Source organism: Methanococcus vannielii SB, assembly GCF_000017165.1.
GTDB lineage: Archaea > AGJL01 > Methanococci > Methanococcales > Methanococcaceae > Methanococcus > Methanococcus vannielii.
This window is the reverse complement of the sequence record NC_009634.1, coordinates 1,500,493-1,525,972: the sequence shown is the minus strand read 5'-3', so window position 1 is coordinate 1,525,972 and position 25,480 is coordinate 1,500,493. Positions and strand designations below refer to the sequence as shown.

The 25,480-nt window shown below is 30.8% G+C and carries 30 protein-coding genes; 16 read left to right on the top strand and 14 right to left on the bottom strand.

Features of this window, described 5'->3' with window-relative positions; genetic code table 11:
• Nucleotides 1-148 precede the first annotated feature (148 nt).
• From MEVAN_RS07755 to MEVAN_RS07735, 5 genes are all read left to right on the top strand, one after another.
• Complete coding sequence (locus tag MEVAN_RS07755) at nt 149-772, top strand: METTL5 family protein (RefSeq protein ID WP_012066315.1); 624 nt, start codon at nt 149-151, stop codon at nt 770-772.
• 403 nt (nt 773-1,175) lie between these two features.
• A complete protein-coding gene (locus MEVAN_RS07750) occupies nt 1,176-1,994 on the top strand; it encodes a 2-amino-3,7-dideoxy-D-threo-hept-6-ulosonate synthase (protein ID WP_012066314.1) in 819 nt (272 codons plus the stop codon).
• A 101-nt stretch (nt 1,995-2,095) separates the two neighbouring features.
• Nucleotides 2,096-2,749: a triose-phosphate isomerase gene (gene tpiA / locus MEVAN_RS07745; protein ID WP_012066313.1), complete on the top strand. Its 654-nt coding sequence runs from the start codon at nt 2,096-2,098 to the stop codon at nt 2,747-2,749.
• Between the two features lie 788 nt (nt 2,750-3,537).
• Nucleotides 3,538-3,735: a hypothetical protein gene (locus tag MEVAN_RS07740; protein ID WP_012066312.1), complete on the top strand. Its 198-nt coding sequence runs from the start codon at nt 3,538-3,540 to the stop codon at nt 3,733-3,735.
• 187 nt (nt 3,736-3,922) lie between these two features.
• Complete coding sequence (locus MEVAN_RS07735) at nt 3,923-4,528, top strand: GNAT family N-acetyltransferase (protein ID WP_012066311.1); 606 nt, start codon at nt 3,923-3,925, stop codon at nt 4,526-4,528.
• Between the two features lie 24 nt (nt 4,529-4,552).
• Here MEVAN_RS07735 and MEVAN_RS07730 read toward each other — a convergent pair whose 3' ends face one another.
• A complete protein-coding gene (locus tag MEVAN_RS07730; protein ID WP_012066310.1) occupies nt 4,553-4,948 on the bottom strand; it encodes a winged helix-turn-helix domain-containing protein in 396 nt (131 codons plus the stop codon).
• 168 nt (nt 4,949-5,116) lie between these two features.
• Nucleotides 5,117-5,323 (bottom strand): TOBE domain-containing protein, encoded by a 207-nt coding sequence (locus MEVAN_RS07725; protein ID WP_012066309.1) that lies wholly within the window; start codon nt 5,321-5,323, stop codon nt 5,117-5,119.
• A gap of 313 nt (nt 5,324-5,636) precedes the next feature.
• On the opposite strand from MEVAN_RS07725, the gene MEVAN_RS07720 reads away from it, so the two are divergent.
• The 3 genes from MEVAN_RS07720 (at nt 5,637) to MEVAN_RS07710 (ending at nt 6,763) form a co-directional block, all read left to right on the top strand.
• Nucleotides 5,637-5,906 carry a 50S ribosomal protein L34e gene (locus MEVAN_RS07720; protein ID WP_012066308.1) on the top strand — a complete coding sequence of 90 codons (270 nt, stop codon included), beginning with the start codon at nt 5,637-5,639 and terminating at the stop codon, nt 5,904-5,906.
• A 9-nt stretch (nt 5,907-5,915) separates the two neighbouring features.
• The gene (gene cmk / locus MEVAN_RS07715; protein WP_012066307.1) at nt 5,916-6,440 is read left to right on the top strand and encodes a (d)CMP kinase; all 525 of its coding nucleotides are present in this window, start codon (nt 5,916-5,918) and stop codon (nt 6,438-6,440) included.
• Between the two features lie 89 nt (nt 6,441-6,529).
• Nucleotides 6,530-6,763, top strand: a complete 234-nt coding sequence (locus MEVAN_RS07710; protein ID WP_012066306.1) for a 50S ribosomal protein L14e — start codon at nt 6,530-6,532, stop codon at nt 6,761-6,763.
• Nucleotides 6,764-6,917: 154 nt separating this feature from the next.
• Here the strand turns inward: MEVAN_RS07710 and MEVAN_RS07705 are convergent, their stop codons facing one another.
• The 3 genes from MEVAN_RS07705 to MEVAN_RS07695 form a co-directional block, all read right to left on the bottom strand.
• On the bottom strand, nt 6,918-7,319 hold the full coding sequence (locus MEVAN_RS07705) for a pyridoxamine 5'-phosphate oxidase family protein (RefSeq protein ID WP_012066305.1): 402 nt from the start codon (nt 7,317-7,319) through the stop codon (nt 6,918-6,920).
• A gap of 58 nt (nt 7,320-7,377) precedes the next feature.
• Nucleotides 7,378-8,043 carry a TIGR00266 family protein gene (locus MEVAN_RS07700; RefSeq protein ID WP_012066304.1) on the bottom strand — a complete coding sequence of 222 codons (666 nt, stop codon included), beginning with the start codon at nt 8,041-8,043 and terminating at the stop codon, nt 7,378-7,380.
• Between the two features lie 73 nt (nt 8,044-8,116).
• Nucleotides 8,117-9,025, bottom strand: coding sequence for an ADP-ribosylglycohydrolase family protein (locus MEVAN_RS07695; protein ID WP_012066303.1), 909 nt, complete (start codon nt 9,023-9,025; stop codon nt 8,117-8,119).
• Nucleotides 9,026-9,069: 44 nt separating this feature from the next.
• Between MEVAN_RS07695 and MEVAN_RS07690 the strand changes: the two genes are divergently transcribed.
• Nucleotides 9,070-9,879, top strand: a complete 810-nt coding sequence (locus MEVAN_RS07690) for a sugar phosphate isomerase/epimerase family protein (RefSeq protein ID WP_012066302.1) — start codon at nt 9,070-9,072, stop codon at nt 9,877-9,879.
• 34 nt (nt 9,880-9,913) lie between these two features.
• Here the strand turns inward: MEVAN_RS07690 and atwA are convergent, their stop codons facing one another.
• From atwA to MEVAN_RS07665, 5 genes are all read right to left on the bottom strand, one after another.
• A complete protein-coding gene (atwA, locus tag MEVAN_RS07685; protein ID WP_012066301.1) occupies nt 9,914-11,509 on the bottom strand; it encodes a methyl coenzyme M reductase system, component A2 in 1,596 nt (531 codons plus the stop codon).
• Between the two features lie 24 nt (nt 11,510-11,533).
• Nucleotides 11,534-11,926, bottom strand: coding sequence for a DUF134 domain-containing protein (locus MEVAN_RS07680; protein ID WP_012066300.1), 393 nt, complete (start codon nt 11,924-11,926; stop codon nt 11,534-11,536).
• An 8-nt stretch (nt 11,927-11,934) separates the two neighbouring features.
• Complete coding sequence (locus tag MEVAN_RS07675; RefSeq protein ID WP_012066299.1) at nt 11,935-12,264, bottom strand: MJ1244 family protein; 330 nt, start codon at nt 12,262-12,264, stop codon at nt 11,935-11,937.
• A 127-nt stretch (nt 12,265-12,391) separates the two neighbouring features.
• Nucleotides 12,392-13,033 carry a DNA repair and recombination protein RadB gene (gene radB, locus MEVAN_RS07670; protein WP_012066298.1) on the bottom strand — a complete coding sequence of 214 codons (642 nt, stop codon included), beginning with the start codon at nt 13,031-13,033 and terminating at the stop codon, nt 12,392-12,394.
• A gap of 133 nt (nt 13,034-13,166) precedes the next feature.
• A complete protein-coding gene (locus MEVAN_RS07665; protein WP_012066297.1) occupies nt 13,167-14,450 on the bottom strand; it encodes a tRNA(Ile)(2)-agmatinylcytidine synthase in 1,284 nt (427 codons plus the stop codon).
• 112 nt (nt 14,451-14,562) lie between these two features.
• Here MEVAN_RS07665 and truD point away from each other — a divergent pair, with 112 nt between their 5' ends.
• The gene (gene truD / locus MEVAN_RS07660; protein WP_048059179.1) at nt 14,563-15,855 is read left to right on the top strand and encodes a tRNA pseudouridine(13) synthase TruD; all 1,293 of its coding nucleotides are present in this window, start codon (nt 14,563-14,565) and stop codon (nt 15,853-15,855) included.
• Nucleotides 15,856-16,102: 247 nt separating this feature from the next.
• Here the strand turns inward: truD and MEVAN_RS07655 are convergent, their stop codons facing one another.
• Both MEVAN_RS07655 and budA read right to left on the bottom strand, forming a co-directional pair.
• Nucleotides 16,103-16,675, bottom strand: coding sequence for a flavodoxin family protein (locus MEVAN_RS07655; protein ID WP_048059178.1), 573 nt, complete (start codon nt 16,673-16,675; stop codon nt 16,103-16,105).
• 101 nt (nt 16,676-16,776) lie between these two features.
• Nucleotides 16,777-17,577 carry an acetolactate decarboxylase gene (gene budA / locus MEVAN_RS07650; protein WP_012066294.1) on the bottom strand — a complete coding sequence of 267 codons (801 nt, stop codon included), beginning with the start codon at nt 17,575-17,577 and terminating at the stop codon, nt 16,777-16,779.
• Nucleotides 17,578-17,650: 73 nt separating this feature from the next.
• On the opposite strand from budA, the gene MEVAN_RS08945 reads away from it, so the two are divergent.
• Both MEVAN_RS08945 and thpR read left to right on the top strand, forming a co-directional pair.
• A complete protein-coding gene (locus MEVAN_RS08945; protein ID WP_012066293.1) occupies nt 17,651-17,797 on the top strand; it encodes a hypothetical protein in 147 nt (48 codons plus the stop codon).
• 8 nt (nt 17,798-17,805) lie between these two features.
• Nucleotides 17,806-18,327: an RNA 2',3'-cyclic phosphodiesterase gene (gene thpR, locus MEVAN_RS07645; RefSeq protein ID WP_012066292.1), complete on the top strand. Its 522-nt coding sequence runs from the start codon at nt 17,806-17,808 to the stop codon at nt 18,325-18,327.
• 8 nt (nt 18,328-18,335) lie between these two features.
• On the opposite strand, the gene MEVAN_RS07640 is transcribed toward thpR, so the two are convergent.
• Together MEVAN_RS07640 and tgtA are read right to left on the bottom strand one after the other, a co-directional pair.
• Nucleotides 18,336-18,875: an MBL fold metallo-hydrolase gene (locus tag MEVAN_RS07640; protein WP_232179340.1), complete on the bottom strand. Its 540-nt coding sequence runs from the start codon at nt 18,873-18,875 to the stop codon at nt 18,336-18,338.
• A gap of 105 nt (nt 18,876-18,980) precedes the next feature.
• Nucleotides 18,981-20,930 (bottom strand): tRNA guanosine(15) transglycosylase TgtA, encoded by a 1,950-nt coding sequence (gene tgtA / locus MEVAN_RS07635; protein ID WP_012066290.1) that lies wholly within the window; start codon nt 20,928-20,930, stop codon nt 18,981-18,983.
• A gap of 183 nt (nt 20,931-21,113) precedes the next feature.
• Here tgtA and pth2 point away from each other — a divergent pair, with 183 nt between their 5' ends.
• From pth2 to MEVAN_RS07615, 4 genes are all read left to right on the top strand, one after another.
• Nucleotides 21,114-21,464 (top strand): peptidyl-tRNA hydrolase Pth2, encoded by a 351-nt coding sequence (pth2, locus tag MEVAN_RS07630; protein ID WP_012066289.1) that lies wholly within the window; start codon nt 21,114-21,116, stop codon nt 21,462-21,464.
• A 199-nt stretch (nt 21,465-21,663) separates the two neighbouring features.
• Nucleotides 21,664-22,905 carry a methanogenesis marker 15 protein gene (locus tag MEVAN_RS07625; protein WP_012066288.1) on the top strand — a complete coding sequence of 414 codons (1,242 nt, stop codon included), beginning with the start codon at nt 21,664-21,666 and terminating at the stop codon, nt 22,903-22,905.
• 89 nt (nt 22,906-22,994) lie between these two features.
• On the top strand, nt 22,995-24,605 hold the full coding sequence (locus tag MEVAN_RS07620) for a DUF128 domain-containing protein (protein WP_012066287.1): 1,611 nt from the start codon (nt 22,995-22,997) through the stop codon (nt 24,603-24,605).
• Nucleotides 24,606-24,636: 31 nt separating this feature from the next.
• Nucleotides 24,637-25,416 (top strand): RlmE family RNA methyltransferase, encoded by a 780-nt coding sequence (locus MEVAN_RS07615; RefSeq protein WP_012066286.1) that lies wholly within the window; start codon nt 24,637-24,639, stop codon nt 25,414-25,416.
• Nucleotides 25,417-25,480 lie beyond the last annotated feature (64 nt).

The following is a 25,480-nucleotide window of genomic DNA, read 5'->3' as shown; positions in this document are numbered from 1 at the left end:
TTTATTTTTTTATATTGGAACATTCTTTTTTAAATAGTAACGTTATAAAGTCTATAAAAAATTATAATAAATCATAAAATTACCTATCTAAAATTTTAAAATTAAGGGTTATTAAACTTAAAGTTTACAATTTTTTTAGTGATTTTTTATGAAAAAAAGGCATCTTGAAATACTCCTAGACGAATTAAAACCTCATCCAAATCCAAAAGCCCATCTTGAACAGTATTCTACTGAAGGAAATCTTGCAAGTGAACTTTTATTATTTGCAGAACCAGATATCAAAAATAGTTTTTTAATAGATTTCGGGTGTGGTACAGGCCGATTTTCAATTGGGGCCAAATTATTGGGTGCAAAATTTGCAGTAGGGATTGACATTGACTTTGAAACTGTTGAAACTGCGAAAAAAAATGCAGAAAGTCTTAATACAAGTGTTGATTTTTTTAAATTAGACATAAAAGACGTTAATTCAAACTTTTTTGAAGAAAGGTATGAATACTTTAAAAATTCCAAGAAAGTAATTATTCAAAATCCGCCGTTTGGAGCTCAAAAAAAGTATGCTGATAGAATATTTTTAGATAAAGCTCTTGAAGTTGGGGATGTGGTATACACGATTCACAATACTGCAACTAGGGACTTCTTAACCAATTATATACAACGAAAAAACCGTAAAATTACAAATATTTTTCAAGCAAATTTTAGGATACCTGCAATTTATGAATTCCACAAAAAAAACGCATTAAATATCCCAGTAGATATTTATCGGATAGAATAATAGATTTTACCACAATATACTATTTTTAACCAACTTTTTTAACCACTAATTTGAATCATATTTCGAAAAATATATATACTGCGATATCCAGATGAAAATTTGTAATATAAAAAAATTGAAAAAAGAGGGATACTCGTATGATAGAGTCCATGTCTATTTCGGAAAGTTTATGCAATGTAAATAAATTATGTGGCGTATTAGGGTTTAGTTTGTTTTTTTCATACCAGTGGTATTATTAACTGCTGAGATTAGTTTAGAGTTTAACCTGTTACTGTTTATTCGTAATATAAGTTTACGAAGCGGTATTTTATAGTATTTTATAAGTTATTTGTCAATATTATGGAGTATAAACAAATACTCTAATATAATAAATATAATTCTATTATCCATTTAGGTGAGTTTTATGAAAATGTTTGATAATATTAAAAATGTGGGAAAATTAATAAGACTTGAACGAATATTCGATAAAAAAAGTGAAAAAACGGTTATTATACCAATGGATCACGGTGTTTCATCTGGACCGTTGGAGGGAATAAAAGACATGCGAATTGCCACAAATGCTGTTGCAGATGGGGGTGCAAATGCAGTTTTGGGGCATAAAGGCCTTGTAAGACACGGACACAGGGGTTACGGAAGAGATATCGGTTTAATTGTTCACATGTCAGCTGGAACTTCGATTTCGCCAGATCCGAATAAAAAGGTAATTGTAACGACGGTTGAAGATGCCCTAAGAATGGGTGCTGATGCAGTTTCTCTGCATGTTAATGTAGGTGCAGAAACTGATTTTGAGATGTACCGAGATTTAGGGCTAATTTCAGAAACTTGTGAATACTGGGGAATGCCATTAATTGCCATGATGTACCCAAGAGGCCCGAAAATTAAAGATGAAAGAGATCCTGAAGTTGTAGCTCATGCAGCAAGGCTTGGTGCAGAACTTGGTGCGGATATTATCAAAACAAACTATACGGGAGATATTGATTCGTTTAAAGACGTTGTAAAAGGATGCCCTGCACCAATCGTTATTGCAGGAGGCCCAAAAACAAACACTGATGAAGAGTTTTTACAGATGGTAAAAGATGCAATGCATGCAGGTAGTGCAGGTGTGGCATCAGGAAGAAACGTATTCCAACATAAGGATGTTAGGGGAATAACTAGTGCAATTTGTAAAATAGTTCATGAAGATGTAGAAGTAAAAGAAGCTTTAAATGAAATAAAAATTTAATAACTTTCCCGTTTCTTTTTTAAGGTTATTTATAAATATTATTTTTTTAAAAGTTACATATTGATAATAATTAAAAGGGCGGTGGTACTATCAATCCAAATATTATAATAAATTATAAAACATATTCTGAAAGCACTGGAAAAAACGGCTTAAAAATTGCAAAAGCTGCAGAAAAAGTATCAGATGAATCTGGAATCACTATTGCTGTAGCACCTCAGTTTTTAGATTTAAAAACGATTTTAAACGAAGTAAGTATTCCAGTATATGCTCAACACATGGATCCAGTAGTTTCTGGAAGTAGTACTGGACATATATCCTCAGAATCATTAAAAGATGCCGGTGTTTTTGGAACCCTTTTAAACCATTCTGAAAAAAGAATGCAACTTTTTGACATTGAAAAGTGTATAGAAATTTCAAATAAACTTGATTTAAAAACGGTTGTATGTACAAATAATATCCCTGTTTCAAAAGCTGTTTCTGCATTAAATCCAACTTCAATTGCAGTTGAACCTCCAGAATTAATTGGGAGCGGAATTCCTGTTTCAAAAGCAAACCCCGAAATAGTATCAGGTACTGTTTTAGAAGTTCGGAGCATAAATAAAAGCGTTGAAATTCTTTGTGGTGCAGGAATATCTAAAGGTGAAGATTTAAAAGCTGCAATCGAACTTGGAACAAACGGTGTTTTACTTGCATCGGGAATTGTAAGGGCTAAAAACGTGGAAGACGCAATCAGAGAATTAATTACTAAAATTTAATTTTTATTTTATTTTATTTTATTTTATTTTATTTTTTTAAGATAGTTTTGGTAAAGTATGAATGAACCATACAGAAAGATTTATATATTTTAAATGTATTTATAATATTTAAGCATACTTAAATATTTTAAGAATGCTTAAGTAAATATGTTATTAGGTAAATGTTAAAACAAAAAGGTGAGTGTTATGGGATCAAAAAACGGAATTAGTGGAAATAAAAAAAAGGGCTATTCATTCTACAAAATGTACTTAGAAGGGTGTTTTGATGAATAACTTAGTTATATCAAAATTTGGATTTAGAATGAGATTTATTTAAATAAAATTTCTAAAATTAAATGCAAATATTAAAAATCAAATACCAAATTTCCATTATTTAAACATTAAAAAATTGCATTAGATATAAAGTTTTAAAATTAATTTTTAAAAAAATTTACCAAATAGAGTAGTTTAATTTAGATTAAATATTTTAACCTTGTTAAATAAAAATTTAGAGTCAGTATGGCAAAATAATTTGATGTACATTTTAGAAAAAAATCTGTTAAATAAGTAGTATTAAATTTGAAGGTGGTACTATCAAAAAAAATAACTCATTAGTTGGAAAATTACTTGAAAAACTTTCAAAGTCAATAATAAAATCATCGTGTTCAAACTGCCCTAATAAAAATGGCTGTTGTGGAAATGATATGCAGTATAGGAAATAAAATGTTAACCGTAGATAAAATGTTATATACATTATTGAAGCGCTATTTAGATATTAATTCGTAAAACTAATTTCAAAGGTGATTTTTATGAAGATTAATTCAAACTTGGATAAAATGGCAATTGAACTTTTAATAAACGCACCGTTAATGGATAAAAGCGAAATGCATGAAACTATTATTCAGTTAAAAAAAATGGCTGCTAAAAAGTCTGGAAAAAGAAAAGTAAAATTAGTTATGGACTTTTGGGCAGATAAGGCATATAAAATAACAATGGAAAGTGCATAGTTGCCTATAATTTAAAATGACTGTTGAACTTTTTTTCAAGAATTTTAAACTTTAAAAATTTTAAAATTACCAAGTAATTCTTCTAACGTTTAATAAAATTTAAAAAATTAAATAATAACTTTTAAATCATTGATTAATAATTAAATGACTTATTAAATCAATTATTATAGTCATAAGGGGATAATCAATGAATATATCAGTTAGGGTAGAAAATCAAAACGATTATAATGAAGTTGAAAATATTACTAGAGAAGCATTTTGGGACGTTTATAAGCCCGGTTGCGATGAACATTTAATTCTTCATAAACTAAGGCAGAGTAGCGAATTTATAAAAGAATTAAGCTTTGTTGCAGTAGATGGAAACAATATATTGGGACATATAATATATTCAAAAGCAAAAGTAATCAATAACAATATTGAACATGAAGTTCTTTGCATGGGGCCAATTTCAGTAGTTCCGAATTACCAATGTAAAGGAATCGGTTCATTGCTTTTAAATCATTCAATAAATGCTGCTAAAATGTTAAACTATTCTTGTATAGTCACATTTGGTAATCCAAAATACTATCATAATTTTGGCTTTGAAAATGCCCAAAAATACGGCATAACTACATCTAATGGAATGAATTTTGAAGAATTCATGGTTTTATGTTTGAATCAAGATTCTTTAGAAAAAATTTCTGGAAAATTCCATGAAAGTTCTTCATTTAAAATTTTAGAAGAAGAATTAACTATTTTTGAAAAAAATTTCCCATTTAAAGAAAAGCATATTACAGATACCCAGTTAAAATAAATATAGTTTAAAAAAAGAAAAAAATTAGTTTGATTTTAGCTCGATAGATACTTTTGAAACTTCGGTGACATCTTCACCGTTAATTTTCTCATCTAATAACGCTAAATCATTTAATTTTACAAGTATGGCGTCTGAAATAATTTTTACCATTTCAGAAGGCGCTATTGCTGAATAAAGGTATGGTTTTTTACCAAGACCTTCTCTTTCCATTTTTTTCCTTAGCACGTAATTTTCGTTGTACATTTCAAAAATTGACTCACGGATTGTTGAAGGATATATTCCTGTTCCATCAGCAATTTCGTCAACGGTACTGTTTGGATATTTTCTCAAAAACATGTAAATTTTAGCCCTAACTTCGCTTGAAAGAAGCGAAGAAATATTTCCAATAAGTTTTTTATCTATATCTTCAATAGTTTTCATATTTACACCGTATGAATTATTTAATTTTAAATTAGAATTTTGATTTTAGGTAAATAGTTATATAAAAACAGTGACCTTGAAACCATGTTATCACTCACACTATATATAGTAAAGTACTATTAATCACTAATATCCCCTATTAAAAAAAGTAATGATATATAATGTTGGTTATTTTTCAATCATTACGGATGTTGATTTAACTAATGCTGTGACGCTATCCCCTACTTTTAATCCTAGGTCATTTTCAGCATCTTTTGTAATTACTGAAACTATTTTATTTCCGCCCCCAATATCGACGGTAACCTTTACAACTACATCTCCTTCTGAAATATCAACAATTTTTCCTTTAAATTGATTTCGTACACTAAGTTTCATATTTTCACCCCATATTATATATTTTTAAGGGCAATATATCCTTTCCTATTTTTTTAGATACTTTTTTTGGAAAAAATATATATACCGTCAGGACAATTAAGAGAGATATGGTACAGAGATAATTTGGACATTACCTAAATTTTACTATTCTTTGCAACTTTTTTAAAAAATTAAACATGCAGAGAAAAGTTATTTTTAAATTAACTGGTTCAAAAATATCGGTTGAAGCCATGTCAAAAAATACCCTAATGTACCTAAGATTTATATAGTTTTAAATAGAATACATCATGGAAAACCATGTGGAGGTAATAATATGCCTGCCCCAAGATACAAGTCAGGTTCAGCTAAAAAAGTGTATAAGAGAGCTCCTGGAAACAGAAGAGTTTTACACATTAGAAGAAAAAAACAGTCAAGTGCAAAATGCGGTGCTTGCGGTGCTTTATTAAATGGAGTGCCAAGTTTAAGGACAGTTCAGGTTTCAAAATTGTCTAAAACACAGAGAAGACCGGAAAGAGCATTTGGTGGCGCATTGTGCCCAAAATGTGTTAAAAAAATGATGGTTGTAAAAGCTAGAAACTACTAAGGTGCTAAAATGATAATTACCATTGGTGGTTTACCTGGAACCGGAACTACAACAATTTCAAAATTGCTTTCAGAAAAATACGGTCTAAGCCATGTTTGCGCCGGATTCATCTTTAGAGATATGGCTAAAGAAAATAACATGACTCTTCAGGAATTTAGCAATTATGCTGAAAAAAATTCAGGAGTAGATAATGAAATCGACCGGCGTCAGGTTGAGGCTGCAAAATCTGGAAATTTAATTCTTGAAGGTAGACTTGCCGGATGGATACTGAAAAAGAATGACATGGTGCCCGACTTAAGCATTTGGCTTAAAGCAGATCCAATGGTAAGATGTAAAAGAATCAGCGAACGTGAACACGAAAACGTTGATTTAGCACTTGAAAAAATGCTTTTACGAGAAGCCAGTGAAAAGAAAAGATACAAAGAAATATATAATATTGAAATTGATGATTTATCAATATACGATTTAGTAATCGAGTCCTCAAAATGGGGCGCAACTGGGGTATTTAATATCATCGAAAAGGCAATAAAATAGATTACTGATGATAGTAAATCTCTCTGTTTGAAGAATGACGTGCGATTGGCGACAATCACATTAACAAAAAATAAGACGAGGTAGTAATTATGGCAGCAATTGAAGTAGGAAGAGTTTGCATCAAAACCTTAGGTAGAGAAGCAGGAAACGTCTGCGTTATAGTTGAAGTATTAGACAAAAACTACATAGTTGTAGACGGTAACGTTAAAAGAAGAAGATGCAACGTAAAACACGTTGAACCAACTGACAAAAAAGTCGAATTAGAAAAAGGAGCTTCAACAGAAGAGGTTAAGTTATCCTTAGATGCGGCAGGCTTATTATAACTCCAAAAATTCAGGTGCTGAATTTAGCATCTGCTCTTTTTATTCTTTTTTAAGTTGTTTAAGTTATAATTTTAAATTTAATTTAAAAAATAACATCTAAGTATTAAATTTTAAAAGATTAAATGATTAAAAGAATTAAAGCTCAAAATTTCAATTAATCATCTGTTTCAATTAAGTTTCCAGCTTCAGCTCCGGGTTTTATACTGTATATACTTGTAATTGTTATTACGAGGGCCCCTTTTGCATTTATACCTGGAATTTTTACTGCATTTAATTCTTTTGCTTTTTCAAAGTATTCTCCACTCGTTACAATTTCTGCTTTTCCCTTATATTGATAAGGATGTTCCCTACAATTTAAAAGGTTAATTGCAACAACGGGATTTTCTTTTACATTTTCAAGTGTTTTTTTCATGAAATTATCCGAAATTACCAATTTATCGCCGACAAACTGGTTTGCCCCCATTGGAGCAACGTTTGGAATGCCATCTTTTGAAGAGGTTGCTAAAAATAAGAGGCCTGTTAATGCACTTTTCATTTCTTCTGTTAGTTTTACCATAATTTTACCCCTATAGATATAATAAAAATTAAAAATTACTGATATTTAAAAATAACGATTATTGACTAGTTTTTGGCAAATACGGACTTATAAATCCAACAAAACTTTGAATGTTTCTTGTTTGAATATAAACTTTACCAGTACCTTTAAACGTATATACTAAACCTTCTCCACCGAGTAATGCTGATTTAAGGCCGCCAAGTTTTCCTAAGGAGTATTCAAGCCCACTGGTAAATGCAACTAAGTGGCCATTATCAACAATTATTGATTCATTATTTAACTCGATTTCTTCAAGTGCCCCATATGCGGATAAAAAAACATCTCCTTTTCCTTCAATTTTCATTAAAAATAAGCCTTGACCGCCAAAAAATGTTTTAGTGCCACCAAATTTTGTGTCTATTGAAAGATGAGGTGATGATGCTAAGTAAGCTCCGCTACTTGCATATAATGTACCATTAAGTTCATGATGCGCTATATCCCCAGAACATGCTGGAGCAAGTGCTAACACCCCATTTCCTTTTAACTTATTCATAAATACACTTTCGCCAACAACTGCTCTTTTTAAAACGCCTAAAACGCCGCCTTTTGCAGATGTTTCGATGCTTATTTTAGGATCCATATAAACCATTGACCCTGTTTCAGTCATTATTTCTTGGTTATTTAATTTAAATTTTAAAAGGGAATATGAAGGTTTACATATTATTTCAAAATCATATTCTGACATTTTTTCACCATGATTTTTATATATATTATTTAACGCTTTGATTATATATTTTCTTATTTGATTCAACATTATATTATTTTTCAAACTTTAAATGGTGCAATTTTTTTGAAAGCTCATAAAAAAGCTCTTTATCCTTTATTCTAAAAGTCCAATTATTTGGAATATCTTTAATTCCATAATAAGCTCCAGAAATTGCGCCATACATACTACCCATGCTATCTGTATCCCCTCCTGCGTTTACTACACTAATCATCCCTTCTTTAAAACTATTTGTAAGAACAAAGCCTGAAATTGCTGACGGAACACATTCTGTTGCATCAAGTCCTGTTTTAAAAAAGTCATATGCTTCTTTTGGCGAACTTAAATTTGCTATCGACATTATTTTTTCAGAAAATGTCAATGAAATATCTTCAATAAATTTTGAACATTTTTCAACTGATTTTTCAGATTTTTCACCGTTAATCGATTCTGCAACAAAAAATGCAACTGAAAGTGCAGCAGCTATTGCTTCGGGGCTATTATGGGTAAGTTTTGTTGCTTCAATCGTTGTTTCTTTTAATTTACCATAGTTATCATAATAGTAAAGACCAAGAGGGCCAACTCGCATTGCAGAACCTGAAGAACTAGAATTACAGCCAGTTTTATCGCCCTCAATTAACTTTTGAATTGCTTTTTTACTTGTTGAACCAATGCCAATTGGATTTCGTTTATACCACTTAATCAATTCCTGAATAAATATCTCATTGTTAAATCCTGAATCATCAAATGATTTTAAAATTGCTATCATTTGGTCAGTATCGTCAGTATAGGTGCCTGCTTTTAAAATACCCTCAAATTTATTCCTTGGTTCTAAAAAGTCGTCAATAACGCCATATTTTTCCTTAATTTCTTCACTTGTGAGCCATTCTGAAGGCATTCCAAGTGCATCGCCAATTGCAAGTCCAAAAATACTTCCTTGAAATTTTTCTAACATTTTGTCCATTTTATCCCTCAATTTTTTATATGTAAATAAAAATATTAAAAAGCATGGTAAAGATAGGTTGCTCTTCATTGTTTTTTTGGGAATATGAGTTTGATGAAATAGTTGATATTTATAATGATATCGGGCTAAAGTACATGGAATTTGTTCCAGAAAATCCGGCATTTTGGAAAAAACGAAATGATTTAGATTATGTTTTAAACGTAAAAAAGATTCTTTCAAAGTTAAATATTACGGTTCATTCCCCATATATTGAATTAAATCCTTCATCAAATAATGAAAATATAAGAGAAATAACGCTTAAAGAAACACTTTGGGCAATTGAGCTTTCAAAACTCCTAAATTCAAAGTTCGTTACAATTCATGCAGGCAAACGGCCAACAAAAAGAGTGCCAACCCTTGAAGAATACGTAAATTTTTATGAATATTTAAAAAAGTGTGAAGAATATGCTTTAATAAACGATATATCGCTATGCCTTGAAAATTCTACAAAAAAAGTAAACCATATCTGCTATTTAGTATGTGAGATGGAAAAAACACTTGAAAATTTTAAAAATCTAAACTTAACCCTTGATTTTGCACATGCAAGGGGAGATTCAACGGATTTTGTTAAAGTGCTTTATAAGTACATAAAAAATGTACATATTTCAGGAGTTAATGGAAAAGACCACTACCCTATATCCAGTTCAAAAATAGATTTTTCAAAGCCATTAAACGATCTTTTATACAAATATAAATATAATGGAGTGTTAAATCTTGAATTAAACGATTTAATTTATAAAAAAACTTTATCTAAATTTGAAAAAATTGAAATTTTAGTTAATGAAGTATCGTATATTGAAAAAATGTTAGAATAATTCCTTAAGAAGATTTATTTGAAACTAAAAAAATTTAGTTTGAAAGCATTTCCTCTTTTTCTTCTTGTGAAAGAATTTTTATGATTTCATCAGGTTTTCCCATTTTTACGATTTTTCCGCCCCTCATAAGTGCGGCTCTGTCACAAACATTTAAAACAAAGTCCATGTCATGTGAAACAATAATATAAGTCTGCTCCAATTCGCTTCTTGATTTTTGAATAGATTCTGCAACTTGATTTCTTGTTATGGGATCCATTGTTCCAGTAGGCTCGTCCAAAAGTACAAGGTGAGGTTCACGTATCAAAACTTGTGCAAGTGCAACCCTATGCTTTTCACCAACACTAAGCTCATTAGGATACTTTTCGAGCATATTTTCGGCTTCTTTTTCACCAAAACCTACGGAAACGAGAGTGTGCTCTGCCTTCATTTTAGCAAATTCGCCAGGCATTTCAAGACCGATTGATTCTGTAAGATTGTAAAGTATTGTACGATGGGGGTAAAGACTGTACTCTTGAAATAACATTCCAACATACCTTTTTGCACGACCCCTAAATGCTGGGCCAACTTTAGTCATATCTATCCATTCATCACCTAGCCTAAATTCATAAGTTCCTTTTGATGAAGGCAATACGGCTGCAATAATTTTTGAAAGCGTTGTTTTTCCCGCACCACTAATTCCAACAAGTCCAAAAATTTCCTTTTCTTTTACAGAAATATCGATTCCATCAACTGCTTTAACAATTCCACGGTCTACTGAAACATATCTTTTTTCAACATTTTCTATTTTTAAAATTTCATCTTTTAATTCCACATCTTCAAATTTTCTCATAGAATCAATAGTTTTTACAAACTCAGAAACTACTTCTTTACTTTCACCAAACATTTTTACTTCGCCACTTTCAAGCCATAATGCTTTTTGAGAAAGTTCTTCTATAACTTCATGCCAGTGTGAAGTTATTATCATTGCTATTTTATGCTTAATTACTGTTTCAGTAAGTGCTGAATGTACAAATTTTGCAGTTTTTGGGTCAAGCGTTCCAGTGGGTTCATCAGCAAGAAATATAACAGGATTTTTTGCAATTTGTCTTGCCAATACTACCCTTTGTTTTTCCCCGCCACTTAAATCTCTTGAAATATGTGCAACCCTATGCTCCAATTTTACCATTTTTATAAGACTTAACGCAGATTCCGTTGCTTCTTTTCCATCATACCCTGCAGAAGTAAGTGATTCCATTATATTTTCCCCAACAGTCCTTTCACCGTATAGTGCAAAGGTTCTCTGAAGCATTATTGCAATTTTTTTCTTTAAAGGGTATATAAATTCATTTTGATTCCAAAAGTCTACTGATTTTAAGATATATTCTTTTCCGCAGTTACATTTTTTTCCAACCATTGATGGGACATCAACATGGTCACATCTAGGGCATACCGAAACGTGGTAAATTATCTGGCCAGTTGTAGGTTCATATCCTTCCATGCCTCTTAACATATGGAGTAATACGGATTTACCAGCACCGCTTCTTCCAAGAACTCCTAAAACTTCCCCCTCATTTAAATTAAAGTTTATATTTTTTAATACAGTTGTATCTCCAAACTTTTTTGAAACATTTTTAACTTCTAAAAGCAGCATTGCTATCACCTAAGGGATACATAATTACAATTCGTTATCTTTATTTTTATTTTTAAAACAGTTTGATAATCCAAATCTACACGGCATTCCTTGACACTCTTGTTCATTGCATTTTCTTATCTGGTAGTATCCGCCACCAATATCTATCATTTTTCCATTTATCAGGGCATCTGATACTTTTTTTCGAGCAGATTTTAATATATTCCAAAATACCCTTCTTGAAATTCCCATGGAGTCTGCAGCATCTTCATGAGACTGTCCAACATAATCAACAAGCCTTAATGACTCTAACTCCTCTAAAGTTAAAACAACTGATTCAAGCTCGTTTTTTGGAATTCCTACAGGTTTAAAAATATTAAATTTTGGCTCTTCAGATATTAGTCGAAGTATTTTGGGCCTTCCTTTTCTAAATTGCATAAAATCACTTATTCAGGTGAATTTACTTCCATACCTAAGACGGGAAGTTCTATTAATGTGTATTTCTCATTTTCAAGCTTCTTTCGAATCATTTCTTTTATTTTAACAAGGCCCTCAATACCCACTATCGAATTTATAACTACAGTATCTTGGGACAATTCGTTTACAATCTTTATTGCCATTTCAGGTTCTTCTGCAAGCAAAAAACCCCTCCAATCTTTTGGAGACATTCCCTGATACTCTTTTAAATAAAATCCAGATATTCCCCCCTCAGATAATGCATTTATCGCTTTTCCAAGGTTTTGGCTTTCTACAAACAGCTTTAACAATATTTTCATAAAATCCCCCGTTAATAATCTACTTACACATATGTGTAAAACATGGTATATATAATTTTTTTAAAATGGGTTAAAAAACGATATAAAATATAAAATCCTTTAAAAATCCTTTAAAATAATACTAGTACTAATTTTTTAATATTTCAATTCCATTTTCAATAATTATGAATTTCAAAATTTCTCCTTCTTTAAAACATCGGTGTTTTTCAAGCGTGAGTTTTCTATACGTGTCCTTTTTTTCAGCACGAATAATTGATTTACTCCAATATTCTAAAAGTCTTCCTCCCGCAGGTTCAAATCCAGATAATGAATCTTTTACTTGATTTGTAATTAATATTCCTGAATCTTTTTTTCTTGAAATTTTTAAAAGCGTGGATATCTGTTTTCCAAGAATACGATTTAATTTCGTGTTTTCGACTATATCGTCACAAAGTTCTAGCCTGTAAAGTGAAACAATGCCGTCAATAATTATAAGTCCGATATTTTCAAGAAGCAGTATCTTTTCAAGCACTTTTGTCTGTTCTTCAAATGTTGAAGGCTCATAGAGTAGGATATTTTTAAGTAGTGTGTTAAAATCTTCTTTAAATATTTGTTTTACCCGTTCAATAGATAAACCTCCTTCAGTATCAATATAAACTACCTTTTTACCCTGCTCTATTGTTTTTATCATTGAAATTATACATATATTAGTTTTTCCAACGCCCGGGGGCCCGTAAATTTGAGTTATGGTCTTTTTTTCGATGTTACCATTTAAAATTTCTTCAAGCATAAAATCACTTAAACTTAAACTTAAAATAAAATTTTAATGTATTTATTAATTATTTTTAGTTAGCAATTAATATTGCTATTACTAATTATTTTTAACTGTTTATGGAGTACCTATTTCTTCCAAACATTTGTTTTTAATCGTACTTATCAATTACTTGCAAGTCAAAATCGTACAGTTGAACTGGTTTACTAAGGTGTCTTCTTGCAGAAGGAATTACTTCGTAAAACCCTTCAAAAATATCCCTTTTTATCTCAAAAGTAGATATTTTATCATAATCAATTTTTCTACTACATAAATTACACTTGTAACCGCTTTTTAAACCTTTTGATTTTAATGTTCCGCCGCATTCGCACTTTTTATTTTTATCGTATTGTTTTTTAAGTGAAACTATTTTTAATTTTTCGATATTTATTTCAAAGGGATTTTTTCGAACAGTTCCGTAAACACCAACTAAATCCCCAATATCAAGTTTTCGAATAATATTCCTAAATTCTTTCGTAGGCTCATAAGAAATACAGTTAATTTCCCCAGTATCGTCCTTTATTTTAAATAAAACATGGCCACCAGTAATTTCAATTGGTTTTTGGACTACTTGGCCGTAAGAAATCACGCCCGTATCTGGGTACATATCTTTTATTTTCATAAAACGCAAATGGGCATCAGTTCCCTGATTTGTGACAAATATTTGAGATTTTAAAATTCTTTCGGATTTTATTATATTTTTAGCGTTATTTAATACAGTTTTAGAAATTCCCCTAATTCCATATAATACCGGACATGGCGTATGGGGGGTAATAATTGGTTTTTTTCCATCTAAATTGTTAAAAGTATATGGAAAAGTTTTTTCATTCATATTGACTACTGAAAAATCGTCTATTTCTCGCTTTGTTCCCCAAACGGATTCTTCACGATAAGTTAGAAGTTCATATGTAAACGGCGGTTTTGAAGAAATTGCACCAAGGGCCCCAATAATTCCATATCCGTTCTTATATTTAATAAATTCCGCATTTATTTCATTTAAAAGCTTTTCGGTATAATCTACTGATAAAATATCGTATAAAACAGATTTATAATAGTTTTCAAGTTTTTTTTCATTTTTACTATAACTTTCTTCACTTAAAAATACGATTCCAGGATTTGTATTGTCGCATTTAAAATCACTAAATTTTTCAACTGTTTTTACAACTGTTTTTTTTATTATATTAATATCAGAATCTGAAAGTTCATTATTTTTTTCAACTATGTGTAAGGAAATCCCTCCATTTCCCCTTGTTTTATATTTTACCATCGGGTTCATTCGTATTAATTTAGGGATATCCAATACATAGTTTTTTTGAAGTTCTTCCATCAATATTGTTCCAATATATGTTGTGCAGTAGTTTTCTAGGCTATCTGTATCATCAATTCCAATGTACATAATTATCACTTAAAATCGGTAGGACATAGTAAAATAGAGGCATTACTAAATACTTTTTTATGTAAACATAGTAATCAAGTTATATAAAACTAATTTTAAACGGGGAAGTAGCATGAACTTTAAATTTATTCAGGAAGCAAGAAAAAAAGAAACTAATGATATTATGTCGGATTTTAGAAAAAATATATCCTTAAAATTTAGAAAAAATAAAATAGATGGTAAACTAAAAGAAATGCCGTTAAATATTGAAAAATATATACTTAAAACGAATAGATTTGGGGGAACTTTAAAAAAATATCCTGAAGACTTTATTGTAGAAGAAATAATGCCTGATGGAACAGTTTTAGAAGTTGGAAAAGAAATTGATTTTTTAGATGAAACTCCTTGGAACGGTTCATTTATCCATTTTACCCTTGAAAAACGAAATTGGAACACTATGGATGCATTAAGTGCAATTGTAAGGGCGACTAAAACTAAACGGAAAAATTTTGGATTTGCTGGAACAAAAGACAAATTTGCAGTAACTACTCAGAGAATGGGATGTTTTGGGCTTAAAAAAGAACAGCTTGAAAGCGTTAAAATTCCTGAAATAATAATAAAAGATATTCAAAAGTCTAATAAAAAGCTTAGAATGGGGGACCTCTTTGGAAACCGGTTTACGATAAACATAAGAGATATTGAAAAAAAATATATGGAATTAGAAAACCTTTCAGATCTTAAACTTGACCATGTTTTAAATTATTTTGGAATACAGCGTTTTGGGCTTAAAAGGCCTATTACCCATATAGTTGGAAAATTTATATATGAGAGAGATTTTGAAAGTGCATTTTACACATACTGCGGAACCCCAATAAGTGAAACGGGTGATGAAAAGGAGGCACGGGAACTTGTTGATTCAGGAAATTTTAAGGGCGCATTAAAACTATTTTCCAAAGGAAATGAATATGAAAAAAGATTAATTCAACAGTATTTTAAATATAAGGACTTTAAAATGGCGTTTACCGCACTTCCTCCGCAATTAAATAGTATGTTTGTAAATGCTTACCAAGCATATCTTTTTAATGAAATGGTAAATGAAAGGTATAACTTTGGATTTGAACCACTTACGGGAGATATTTTAGAAGATAATATACCAACTGGGGCATTAATTGGTTACAATACAGAATTTGGTAAAGGAATTCAGGGCGAAATTGAAAAAGAAATATTTAATCGTGAAAACATTGACTTAAAAAAATTTAAAATAGAAGATTTTGGAAATTTCTATGGGACAAGACGAAAATTAATTACCCCAGTTTACGACTTTAAAAGCGAATTTAAGGAAAAAGTGCTTACTTTAAGCTTTAAATTAGAGCGGGGAAATTATGCAACGATTGTAACTAGGGAATTTACTGGAAATTTAGGTTAAAATAACTATATATAATAACAAGACTAATTTATTTTGCAGTTGATTTTAATGATACTGTATTTAGCAGTTCTACCTACAAGGCGGCCTTTTTGAGTATCCGTTCGGAATCTATGAAAACTGGGTTTTCCAAAGGTAGATATATTTTCCTGCTTTTCTAAAAATGTTTAAATTTTAAATGAATTTAAAAATAAAAGTAGTTCAGTAAATATAAATTTTTAGATTTTCAAATTCAATGTTATTTTAAACGTTATTTAAGTTTATTCAAAACCCACGCCATATTTTGTCCCAATACTTCCATCGTGTGAAGTCCTTCAGAATCGTTATTTACTTCGCCCTTTTTAAGGCCCATTCCAACATTCCAATAGCTTGAATTAACCGTTATCATTTGATTTATTGAAAAAAAGTGGTTTAAAGTATCAAATGTATGAATAGAACCTGCTCGCCTAAAAGAAACAACTGCGGCACCAATTTTTCTTTTTAATATATCTCCATTTGCTTTTGCAACAAATCCTGCCCTATCAATTAATGCCTTCATTTCAGTAGTGACATCCGTAAAATAAGTTGGGGAGCCAAGGATTATTCCATCTGATTCAACCATTTTTTCAATAAAACTGTTTAAAATATCTCCAAGTATGACACATTTGTTATCTTTTGTTTCAAAACATTTATAACATGCCGTACATCCTCGCATTTTTTCTCTTGCAACGTGTACGTGCTCTGTTTTAATTCCCTCATTTTTAAGTTCCTTTAGAACTTTTTCAATTAAAATTGAAGTATTTCCGTCCAATCTTGGACTGCCATTAAATGCAACTACTTTCAATATCTCACCCTCAAAAATATCCATGTTTAATTTTATGATTTTGAGAAATGATATATTTTTGCATGTTTACCTGAATTTACTAAAAAAGGTTTAAAAAAGATTTATTGTTTTTCTACGATTTTTATATCATTTTCAAGATTATCTGAAAATTCCATGCCATAATATTCTTCAGAAGTTGGCAATATCACATAAAATTCTGGTGTTATATCAAATGAAGCTTCAACAGAATTTATTTCAAAATCAAGAATGTGACCTCCTGCAGTCCTATCATCAGTTATGAAATGTAAGTGGTACAAAGGAACATTTAAACCAGACATGAAATCGGGAATCCAAAACCCAACACAAGTTCCAGAAACATTTTCAAATTCAAATATTGACTGATTTTTTACAACATCTGCAAGTTTTTCGTAAGTTTTTTCTTGGGGTGAAACACTTCTTGTTTTTATTTTTGAGAAATTTCCTGTTAATTTCACTGCATAAATCATGTTTTTTGAAGGGAATTTAGATTCAAAGTATGATTCAAACTCTGAAATATTCATATCATTTAAATAATACGTTTCATCGTTTTCAAACCAGGTAACTACCGCAAAAGGAGTTGTTACATTTTCAACAGTGTACGCTACACCATCTGCCTTAATTTGGTAACATATTCCATCTAAAACAACCATTTCTCCGTCGAGTTTATCAAAAGTCCCTATTCCAAAATCTCCATGGGTTAAAAGATCACTTACAGGAATAAATCCATCATAAAGGCCTTCCATCAACGCATTTATCGTAGATACCTGATATAAAACATCTGAAAATTGTTCTGAATTAACTTCCAAAACAGAATTATCGTTCGTATCAATACATCCTGAAAATAACACCATTATTACCATTAAAAATTTTACAAATATGTTCATAGTAATCACCTGTATTAAACGAAAATACGTATAATTAAAATATTATAAATAATAAACGATTTAGGTGTAAGTTATGGAATGGATTGAAAAATTAAAAGATATATTAAAATGTCCGATTTGCGGAGGTAATTTTGAAATAGGGATTAAAAAAATTACCTGTAAGGTATGTAAAAAAAATTATAAAGTTGAAAATAACATTTTGGTATTTTTAGAAGAATAGGGAAAATTATGCGGTGTTTTTTAGCATTTGAACTTCCAAATGAGTTAAAAGAAAAGTTAAACGGTTTAAAAAGTAATTTCAATTTTAAAGGTATAAAACTCGTTGAAACTGAAAATTTACATATAACTGTTAAATTTTTAGGAGATATTGACGATAAAACCCTTGAAAAGGTAATTAATTCAGATTTAAGCATTAATAAAGTTTTTTCAGAAATAAAAGGAATTGGGACTTTTCCAAATAGTGAATATGTAAAAGTTATATGGGTTGGTTCAACAAATCTTCAAAAAACCATGAGTAATATTGATAACAAGCTTTTTAATTTAGGTTTTAAAAAGGAGAAAACTTATGAACCGCATATCACTATTGGAAGAGTTAAATATCTTGAAAATGATTTAAAAGAAAATTTAAGAGAAATAATTAATAAAAATAGTTACGTTGATTTTGGAAAAATTGAAATAAACTCTATTTCATTAATGAAAAGCATTTTAACGCCTAATGGGCCAAAATATGAAGTTATAAAAAAATGGTAGCTGAAAATTTAGGGCTTAATGTATTCATAATTATAAAGTATACCCTCGTGTGCAGTTACTATATGCTTTTTTAAGCTTTTTATTTTTAAAATTGATTTTCTTGCAAGTTCATCGTCTATTGCAGAAATTACAATTTTTTCATCAATTATGTTTCTTTTAGAGTTTACAGCAGCAGGGGCTATTACATAATCGTCATATATCAAAGAAATGCTGTCAAAAGTGTGTCCGGGCGTTAATAAGACTTCTATTTCTGAATCGTTAAAATTATCTAGTGAACCGTCAGAATACTTTAAAATATCTGCATTTTTAAAGATGTCGTTATTTTCAGTATGGCTTATGTGATTGTGGGTATTTATTACGTAATCAATATCTTTTAACCTTACATCTAACTTATTTAAATTAGAGATTATAACCTTCATTTTTTCCTTTTTCGAGGTATCAATGACGATTTTATGCTTTTTTGTTTCCACGTATGTAGACGATGAACAGGGGGATGCCCATATTTCATTTTTTTCATCAATATAAATTATACTGCCATTATAAAGCATTCTAAGCAAAAAATCATCACCCAGTAAGTTTAAACGAACAGATTAGAAAATCCAAGTTAAAGTTAAGTAAATTATTTAGAGCTTATTTATTATTTACTTTTCTAATTATTCAAGCTTTAAGCCGCCCCTTATATTTACTGCAACCCCATAGTCAAATTCCATTAATTCTTGACTATTTAATAAGTTTGTTCCGTATGCTAACAAATCATCGTTTTCATTTACAACCAGAACTTCTTCAAAGGGCCTTAATTCTTTATCGCAGTTTATTACGAATTTAGAGTATACTGATTTTCCAGCTCTTGCAAATTCTTCAACACTTTTATCCACAATTACTCTATATTTTGGAAATTCAAGCTTTTTATGGAGCATTTCTGCACCAAGTTTTGCAGGGATTAAAAAGTTATCGCTTGCACGAACCGTGAAAACAACTTCCTTATCTAAAAGAACGTTTCTAATCCTACCACTTGTTTTGCTCCTCCGAACTGAAAGTTTTTCAAAATCATTATCAATTATTTTTGCACCATACTGGTATTCAAGCATTCTTGAAATCCTTAAAAGATCAGGATTTATTTTTTCGCATTCTTTTTTTGAATTATAATGACTTATATAGTAATTATATGTTGAAATATCGAGAACTTTTTCCGCATTATTTTCTAAAAATTCCGAAATAAAGTCATTATTGTAATTTTTTTCAAAGTCATAAAGATCAGGGATTTCATTTTGGGATAATGGATACATAGTATCAATATTTAACGGAACTAACCCAAATACACTATCTTTTATAAGTACATCAACATCGCAAGGGATATTATTTAAATTTTCACTATATGGAGTGTTTATTTTTTCAGAAATACTTGTAACGTATATTTTATCAAATTTTAACCGATTTAATCTCTGTTTATGCCGATAAATTTCAGGTCTTGCCATACTTTCGTATCCTGTATAAAAAAATCCTGACTTTTTAGATACTGGATCATATTTTTCAATAAAGTCCATATATTTTGAAATTACCCTTAAACCGTTTAAAAGTTTAGGATGGCTCCTACATCGCTCTTCAACAAGTTCCCAAAGATTTCCATCTTTTATAGCATTTTTAATCCTATCAATTTCTTCAAATGTAACGTAAAGATTGTGTTCTGCAAGTAAACGTTCTCTTTCTTTTTCTTTCATATTTTGAAGCTGTTTTGGAGTGTATTCACTACAAACCTTACAGGAACATGGGAAATTTTTCAAATCCTTTAGTTCATCAAGGTGGAGAGTTCCATTTTCCGTTAAATACCTACCATTTTTGGCATAAAGTGCGTATGCAGCACTATCAAATAAATCACAGCCAAGTGCAACTGAAAGCGCAAATAACATCGGGTGTCCGCAACCAAATAAATGTACTGGCTTATTTGTTGGAAGGTGCATTTTTGAGTTTATTATAATTTCGGAAACTTCCCTATATCGATAATCCTCCATTAAAGGGACTACCGCACCTATTGGGTAAATTTCAAAGTCCATTTTTCCCATTACTTCTGCACTTTTACGTCTTAAATCAAGGTGCGTTGACCCTTGAACAGTCCCATTTAAAGCTAATTTGTAATTTCTATCGTTTCTTCTTTGAATTGAATCTTCTGCACGTTTAAATGTTTCTAAAAGTTCCTTTTCAGCTTTTTCTCTTGATACATCAGGTGCAGTTGGAATGTCTAAAATTGTTCCAACATCTACGCCAATTTTTTCCTGAAAATCGATTATTTCCATTGGTTCAACGTTAACATTTCCATAAACACTTAGCTGAAATGAACCGCTATCTGTTACAACAACGTTTTTAAAACCAGTTAAATGATGAATTCCCTTATTTTCAGCAATTTCTCTTAGTTCGGGCGTTGTATAAGTAATATAAGAGTTCGTTATAATTACATCTGAAAGTTTATTTATCAAATCAATTGATACTGTTTGTTTTTTAGGATTTGGGTGGACTACTGGCATTATTGTAGGAGTTTCAATTTTTTTCCCGTTAATTTTTATGAGTCCAAGTCGCCCCATTGCATCTCTAGCCTTTATCTCAAACATTTTCTCACCCGGATTAATAACTTCAATGATTTTTTCATTAATTTACTTAAAATTAGAGTCAATAAAACCCGTATTTAAATCGATAATTTGAAGTGACAATAATATTAAAATAGCAATAAGCATTTACTAGTATTACAAATATAAAAAGAGATTCTGATTAAAATATTTTTGGATGGCAGAATTATGTATGAACAGGCTATTGTTATAAGAAATGACTTGAAGATGGGAAAGGGAAAAATGGCGGCACAGGCCTGTCATGCATCTATTCAAGCATATTTACATGCTCAAAAAATAAGCCCGAGTGCAGTTATGTATTGGATGAATGAAGGGCAAAAAAAAGTAGTGCTAAAAGTAAATTCTGAAAAAGAACTCCTAGAAATATTTAGGGATGTAAATATAGATGGATTACCCTGCAGTTTGATAAGGGATGCTGGAAAGACCCAGATTGAACCGGGAAGCCTGACTGCTGTTGGAATTGGCCCTGAAAAAGAAGATAAGATTTCAAAAGTAACGAAAAATCTAAAATTACTTTAAAATCCTTAAACTTTAAAATATTTAAAAAACGTAATTATAAGAAAATATAAGAAAAACATAGTTATAAAAATTTTTAGATTGCCTGTTTTTTAAATATCAATCACTATTAATAAATACTGGAAAATCGTATAAATAGAGTAATAACGGTATTTTTTTGATAAATTATAATTTAGGATTTTGATTTACCTTGGTGATACGCATGGCTGTTAAAATTGCAGAGCTTACATGTGGGGCAGAGTATAGTGGTGTGCAGGCCGAAATTGAAAAAGCTGCAAAGCAGGTCGGTGGAGAAATAGTATTTCCAGAAGTCGATTTAGAATATATTGACAAAGTAAACGACTATTTAGGTTTTGAAGTTGCATCTGCTAATTTAAAATTAATGTTTGCACGAGCCATGTCGATTATAGAAGGAAATACTGATGCTGAAGCGGTTTTTATTGCAACATGTTTTAGGTGTGCAGAAGGGGCCCTTGTAAGAAATGAAGTAAGAAGATTGCTACAGCAAAATACAGATTTACCTGTTGTAATGTACTCATTTACTGAAAGAACAAAGGCATCCGAACTTCTTACAAGAATGGAAGCTCTTGTTACTATTGTTGACAAAAAAGCACTTCTTGCAAGAAAAAAACAGGAGGGAATAAGCCTTGGACTTGATAGTGGTTCAACCACTACAAAAGCCATTATAATGAGAGATAACGAAATAGTTGGAACTGGTTGGGTATATACTAAAGACGTTATTTCATCAGCCCAGGAAGCTCTTGACAATGCTTTAAAAGAATCTGGACTAAAAATGGAAGATATTGAAACAATAGGTACTACTGGTTACGGTAGAAGAACCCTTGGAAATCACTTTAATGCGGATTTAATTCAGGAAGAATTAACGGTAAACTCAAAAGGAGCTGCATTTTTAGCCGGCACTCAAAATGGGGAAGCAACCGTAATTGATATTGGCGGAATGGATAACAAGGCAATTTCATTAAATAATGCAATACCTGACGGCTTTACAATGGGCGGAATTTGTGCTGGAGCTAGCGGTAGATTTTTCGAAATAACTGCAAAAAGGCTTGGTGTAACAATACAGGAATTAGGAGATATTGCAGCTGAAGGGAACTGGAGAAACGTGATGATGAATAGTTACTGTATCGTATTCGGTATTCAGGATTTAGTAACAGGCCTTGCTGGAGGGGCGACTCCAAACGACGTTGCAGCAGCTGCTGCACACTCTGTTGCCGAACAAATTTACGAACAACAACTTCAAGAAGTCGATGTAAGAGACCCTTTAATACTAGTTGGTGGAAGTAGTCTTTTAAAAGGAATGGTAATGGCACTAGAAGAAATTTTAGGAAAAACAATAATAGTTCCAAAGTATTCGCAATACATTGGTGCTGTTGGGGCTGCTTTAATTTCTTCAGGATATAGAAACCTTAAAAATAAAATTTAACGAGTAAATCCAATAATTTTAACGATTTAATATAGCTAAAAATAAATTTTTGCAGTCTTTATGGCGATTTTTAAGTTAAAGGTGGCGTTATGGACAAAGATATTGATATTGAAATATTAACTATTCTTTCAGAATCATCTGAACCTGTTGGGGCAAAAATAATTGCAAACATGCTCAAACAGAGAGGTTACGATATAGGCGAACGTGCAGTCCGTTACCACCTGCAAACACTCGATGAAAATAACCTTACTATTAGATTAGGCTATTCTGGAAGAGAAATTACTGAAAAAGGAATTGAGGAGCTTGAAAAAGCGAATATTTCGTATAGAATCGGTTCAACATTTTCTCACGTTCTTGATATGATTTACATTTCAGATTTTCCATCAAAAGTTATAATAAACACTGCAACGTACCAAGGAGAATATAAAAAAATAAAAGAATTAATTTATAAATCTTTTGAAGCAGGCTACTGTGTTGGGGACTACCTTACAATTAAGAAAAAAGGAGATTCCACATCTGTAGAAACCCTATGCAGTGTTAACTTTGACAATTTTCTTCTTAAAAACGGTATAATATCACTTCCAAAATATGGGGGAATTGTAAAATTTGAAGATTATGAGCCAGTAAACTTTGAAGGAATAATAGACTTTAGAAGTTCATCAATTGACCCTTTAGTTGCGTTTATCACCCAGAAAAAAACCAATGTTTTAGGAGTAATTGAAAACGGAGAAGGATTTGTTCCTGCAAATTTTAGGGCAATTCCCAAATCATGCGAGGAAAAATTTGAAAGAATTGTAAAAAATAACATGTTAAATTCAGTTTTAGCATATGATACTGAAAATGTTCTTGGTATGGGCTTAAATCAGGATGAAATAGGGGTCGTATTGGTTGGAGGACTAACTCCGCTTTGCATACCTTATGAATTAGGGTATCCGATGCATATTGCCGAAGCAACTACTATTAAAGATATGTCTACTCTTGATACTCGGGCAAAAGGATACTTAACTCCAAAAAATAAGAAGGGAAATTACAGCGTAACTCCCGTATTATCAAAAATGCTATCTTTAATGCAAGTTGTAAATTACGATATGGAAAGTCATAGTGGAAACGTTATAGTAAACGGTGCAAAGGTTCCAATAAGGTATCGGGAAGAAACAATTAATGCATTGAAAGAAAGTTATGAAAAAAAGCTTGCAATTTCCAACGTTTTAAAAATAGAATATGATAGTGAATTCATGAATATTTATACAATATGCTCCCTTACAGTTAATGGAGTATTTTTGAAAAACAAAATTCCTGTAATTCCATATTATGGTGGAGTTTTAGAGATAAAACCGGATAAAAATCGATTTATTGAAGCAATCGCATATGAAGGTACATCACTTAATCCTCATGAAGTATTTTTTAATAAAGGTGACGGTAAAAAATACATTTTAGCAGGCATAAGTAAAGTTCCACTTTCTGCAAATGAACAGTTTAGAGCAATTACTGAAAAACTTAATTGGAACTCAGTTATTGAAATTGGGAGGCCAAATAATGACATTTGTGGCGTAAGGGTTGAAAAATGCATGTTTGGAATTACAACAATTGGAGGAGTTAATCCTTTTTCAAACGTGAACAGCCTTGGTATACCCATTGAAGTAAAAACGCTGCACAAATCAATGGATTACTCAAATCTTACAAATTATGAAGAAATTTAAATTAATTAGATATTTAGTTTAAGGAGATAAAATGGGAAAAAAGGATAAAAGATGGGTTCTTCAAAGAAAAAAAGACCCTTATTATAATTTAGCTAAGCGGAAAAATTACCGTTCAAGAGCAACATATAAGTTATTCCAGTTAAATGAAAAATTTAATATAATTAAAGAAAAAAATGTCGTGGTAGATTTAGGCTGTGCGCCCGGAGGTTGGCTCCAAGCAGCAAGAGACATGACGGGTGAAGAAGGATTTATTGTTGGAATTGATTTACAGCAGATCAAACCCCTTCCTTATGAAAATGTTATTGCAGTTAAAGGCGATATGACTGATGAAGAAACTTTAAAAAAGATTCAAGACATACTTCCTGAAAAGCCTGATGTCATTATATGCGATGCATCACCAAATATTAGTGGAGTATGGGATGTTGACCATACAAGGTCTCTTGAACTTACAACAATGGCACTGATGACGGCTACAAAAATGCTTAAAAAAGGGGGAAATTTTGTAGTTAAGGTTTTTCAAGGTGATTTATTCTATAAATATGTAGAATTAGTTTCAGAATACTTTGATAAAGCATTTACAACAAAACCGAGGGCTTCAAGGGAAGAAAGTGCGGAAGTTTACGTAATTGCAAAGCACTATAATGGTAAAAAATTTAACATGAAATCAAAGTCAGACATTGTAAAACTTTTAAAGCCGCAAGACGAATTGAAACGAGAAGAATCCGCCTTAAGTCTTCGTAAAAATATTTCAGATGAAGATACAGGTATGATTATTAAAAAAATAAAACAATTGAGGGCTAAAAAAGATTAATTGCCCTTAAAATCTAATATTTTTAAAACCAATATTTTTAAAATTTAAAGAAAACAAAGTTGTT